The organism is Bacillus sp. LR_5 (assembly GCF_042709275.1).
On sequence record NZ_JAVAXX010000395.1, the window covers coordinates 1 to 4,561 of the forward strand.

3 protein-coding genes are annotated in these 4,561 nt (G+C 43.6%); all 3 read right to left on the minus strand.

Features of this window, described 5'->3' with window-relative positions:
- Window positions 1-78: 78 nt before the first annotated feature.
- A complete protein-coding gene (gene prkT / locus RAC86_RS35610; RefSeq protein WP_116316714.1) occupies window positions 79-1,095 on the minus strand; it encodes a serine/threonine protein kinase PrkT in 1,017 nt (338 codons plus the stop codon).
- Window positions 1,061-1,798: a vWA domain-containing protein gene (locus RAC86_RS35615; RefSeq protein WP_119900081.1), complete on the minus strand. Its 738-nt coding sequence runs from the start codon at window positions 1,796-1,798 to the stop codon at window positions 1,061-1,063. The genes prkT and RAC86_RS35615 overlap by 35 nt, the downstream gene beginning before the upstream one ends.
- Before the next feature lie 84 nt (window positions 1,799-1,882).
- Complete coding sequence (gene spoIIE, locus RAC86_RS35620; protein ID WP_015253002.1) at window positions 1,883-4,366, minus strand: stage II sporulation protein E; 2,484 nt, start codon at window positions 4,364-4,366, stop codon at window positions 1,883-1,885.
- Between the last annotated feature and the right edge of the window lie 195 nt (window positions 4,367-4,561).

Genomic DNA, 4,561 nt, shown 5'->3' on the forward strand with positions numbered 1-4,561 from the left:
ATTTTAAAGATATTCATATCCTAACACTTTCAACCCCTCCAAGCAAAGAAGAAGCATAGGCTCTGCAGTTTGCGCCATTCAGATTAAGAAAAAGATAATATAGGCGAAATAAAGCGCTAAAACACTGATCACGATAAGCGTTGTTTCAAATAACCCCCCCGACTTAGCCGGTTTCTGTTTTGGGGTATATCGCGTCTTCGTTATTTTTCCTTGGCGCGGTTTTTGCTGTCTTTGTCGTGTGGCAGGCTGCGGTGATGCTTTTATAGGCTGTTTTCTTTGTGCTGCTTTTTGCCCCGCGTCTAGCATATCCTTTTTCATTTCATCTGCGGATTGATAATCTCCGTTCAAGGCTGAAAAAAGCACTTTTTTATACTTTTGAAGCAGCGGGTTTCCTTCGATGAGAGACCTAAGCTGTTCTTTGGGCTGGTTCGTTTTCTTAAATTCTTTTTTATGCACACTGTTGATCATAATCATGGCAACTGCGAACAGATCATAGGATGGCTCTGCCTTTCTTGTTCCATACCCCCAATAGCCTCTGTCATAAAACTCCGTATACTCTTTTATCGCCCGGCCTTCCTTTGTCGTGCCGCCCACATCAATGCAGCGGATCCTTGCGGGCGGACCAGTTACGATCAGATTATCAGGTTTAAGATCGCCGAATATCCATCCTTGCTGGTGAAGCACCGATAAGCTGGATAACAGCTGAATCATTAATACAGGTATCCACTCTGCTCCTTTATCACTGACATACTTCAAAAGCAGCGGCCCTTTTATGTATTCCATTGCATAAAATGAAACTTTCGTATTGGCACTGGGAATATAGGCATCATCCGTATCAAAAAAAGAAGGCCCCATCGTAACGGACTGGGCCTTTGAGAAAGATTTCAAGACATTCACTTCAGAAGTAATAGACAGGCTGTCATCACTCACCTTTAAGGCAACATGTCCATCTGATGTTTCTGCCAAATACACAATTCCATTGGCCCCTTTACCAAGCTGTTTACGCAATGTATAAGTGTTTCCATTCCACTTGCCTTTGATTGTCGTACCCGGATTGAGGCTACATGCCAAACTCGTCAAAGCGTCGTTCATCATCTGCCAGCATGCCCCTTCTTGAGCGTATTTTTTCAAACTGCAGTGTCGCTTCACGAATCGCCGGACCTGTCGGCGTGATGCCGCCTGTCGAAAGCTTTTCAAAGAGTGTGGAAAGAGATTGCAGCTTCGGTGTCCAGTTCAGCACAAGCTCGACCTCTTGTTTTTTCCCGGGAAATATACACATCGCAAATTCGTTATTCCCAATTCGGGAATTGAGGCTTACAGACAAATCAATCAGGGCCCCTTTTACAGTTGGAAGCTTTGGAGCCATACTTGCACTTGTATCAACAAGAACCAAAACCTGAAGATGCACCGTTTCTCCAAGCTCGTCTACCACTTCCATGACTTCGCCACGTTTTTCCGGAGAAAGCTCTTCCATTTCCACATTCTTTCCGAGAATCTGTTTCAGTTCTTGATTGACTACACCTTGTAAGGTTTGCGTCATCGCTTTTTTTGTTACCATTTGAACAGTTTGTGAAAGCTGAGATGCATAAACGACTTGGTGCACGCCTCCTCCGGCAAGTGCAATCCCTTCGACTTCCTTCATTGCCTCAGGGTCAATTTGATTTTCTTCCATTATACCAATGACATTTACCGTAATCCCCTGCTCTTTAGCAAAAGCAGCCATTGCAAGCGGGTCTTCCCCATGGTTTGAGCAGCCATCCGTTATCAGCAAAATTTGATTTAAATGTCCGTTGTTCACATTCATTCCTCCTGGAGAATACGAGGATTCTCAGATTCATATATTCCCATCTTCGCCAGAAGAAATTTGATTTATACGGAAGCGTTATGAAATTTCTTGTTTGTTTTGAAAGATTGCCGGAACAGGAATGGATGCCCACTTCGGTGTATTGTGATCAATCCGGACGACAACAACAGTCATATCGTCCTCAATTTGGCCGGATCTTGTGCGGATGACTTCTTCCATAAGCAAATCGGCAATCTCCTGCGGGTCATTTGTTTTCAACCCTTTCATTTTACGCTTCATCCATAAGTCGTGATTTTCCACATGCTTAGGCCCCTCAAAAATGCCATCACTCATCATAATTAAGAGGTCACCCGCTTTCAGCTGTTCACTCACAACCTCCACATCGAATTCATTAATAATACCGATTGGCAGATTGCTCGCTTGAACTTTCATGACCTGGTCACCCCGTTTGATAAAGCTGGGCGTCGATCCAACCTTCAAAAATTTACAGCTGGCATCTTGAAGATCGATAATAGATAGGTCAAGCGTGGAATATATTTCGTCAGTTGTCCTTAGAGACAGTATGCTGTTGATCGTTTTAATTGCTATTTTTTCATCAATGCCCGATTCAAGGATTTTTTCAAGAAGCTTGATCGTTTCATTGCTTTCAAAGTGCGCTCTTGCGCCATTGCCCATTCCGTCACTGATTGCTGCAGCATATTTTCTGGCTCCAAGCTCCATCATGCTGTAGCTGTCACCGGAGACAAGGCCGCCGCCCTTCGCAGCGTGAGCAGCTCCCGTGGACACCCTGTATGATTTTGTTGATCCAAAGGCGACATGGCTGTATCCATTCGGATGCGGAGAGTGCTGTTCGGCTTTCACAAGAATTTGTTCCTCCAGAATGTCAGAAAGCATAGGAGCAATGATTTTTTCACTTTCTCCATGTCCGCTGAACGGAATGGTCATTTCAATATCGATATTTCCTTGTTCAAGACTATAGATCTCGACATGCTGAATCTCAATTCCGAAATGCTGAAGCGCTTCTATGATTTGCTCTTCCTGCAGAAAGTGCTGTTCTCGCTCTCTTTTTATTTCCCGAGAAAAGTCGGCCATAACCTCAGAAACGCCTAAAAGCTGTTCAGCAACAAGGCGCCTGCTGTCTTGGACTTTTTTCTTGAGTGTCAAATGGGCATGATGATGTGCGAGCTCATCCTCAATCAGCTCTTCAACCTGCTTGGATTTAGAACAATACTGTTGAAACTCTTTTTTCAGCCTTCGGTTTGATGCATATTCTTTTTCCTCTGTTTCAAGCATAACTTGTTTCATTAAGTCATATGTTTTATCAAAGTTCTGTACCCAGCACCTGTTTTTCTTGTAGCACGTCTGGCAGGAATGCTCCGTGATTTTGCTTAAGAACAGATCAACTTCGCTGTCATCTGTCTGTTCGTCTGATGCTTGGTAAAAGGTTGCAAAGCTTTCAGACAGCGCGTGAAATACATTGGAGAACTGGTCTACCTTCTGAGCAGTGACATCTCGGATTTTTCTAGCGTATTGCTGTTGCTCTTGAAGATGCTCGACAGTTCCCGGAATATATCTCGCCACTTTCCTTGTAATAGATTGAGGTGTGAGCAAAAACAGGCCGACTGCGATTAATGACTCATAGAGCGTTGTCATCAGACCGGCAGAGCCTTCACCATATAAAGATATAAGAAGTGATCCAACGATCAGACCGATTGCTGCACCCGCTTTTTTCCCTTCCTTCAGCAAACCACCCAATAAACCGGAAAAAGCAAGCAGACTCATTTGATATAGGTTTCCGATATTCGCCAAGCCAAGAATCAGGCCGGTCACAACACCAACCGTACAGCCGATGCTTGCTCCGCCAATAAAGGAAAAACTCAACACAACATAACGAGCCAATATATGTTCTGCCTGCATCCCTTGGTAGGACAAGCCGGCCAGCCCCGTTAAAACAGAGGCAATAAGAATCATAAAGCAAATGATTTCCTCTATTTTTAATGATTGTTTCACTTTTTTCACAGTAAAAATCGGAAGGCTCTGAAGGAAAATCAGTGTTAAGATAAACGATAGTCCAGCCTCAACGATAGCCATTACATAATCATAGGTTGTAAATACGCCATTTTGGGCATAAACAAACCCGGCTCTTGCTGCAGCCATGGAGAAGAACACGACAATCGGGAGTGCTTTAACACGATCGTCGGTAATAAAGGCAGCCACTTTAGAAAATACGAAGAATGCCAGCAATGCCGCCAGTATGAGCAATGAGTGCTTTGGAGATATGGTCAGCGCACCTGCAAGCACAGCCAAAACCGCATAAAACGCTTTGTCTCTTCTGATAAGAAGCATCGCTCCAAAGAAAGGAAGTGCGAAAGGAAGCACCTCGGATAATATGAAAGCCCGTCCAAGCAAAAATCCGATGACAACATAAATGAATCCTTTATAGAAAAACAGCGAATGCAAATGATGAGTCACCAGCTTCGTGCCCCTGTTAAAAAACGATTGGAGTTTTTCCAAAGCTTGTCCCGCCATTGGCCCGTTCACTCTTCTTTCTGCTTTTTCCATTCCTCTCATCTCCCACCTGTTATATTCGTTGCCTGTCATTATAGCGAAAGCACAGATAGGATTTTGTCAAAAGAAGGTAACAATACCAAAGAAATCTTCGACGGTTTCTGCCTTGATATTCGTTTATGAAAAGAATTTCCGGAATGTTGTCTAAAAATGAAAAAAATCGGCTTCTGCAAGAGAAACCGATTTTTT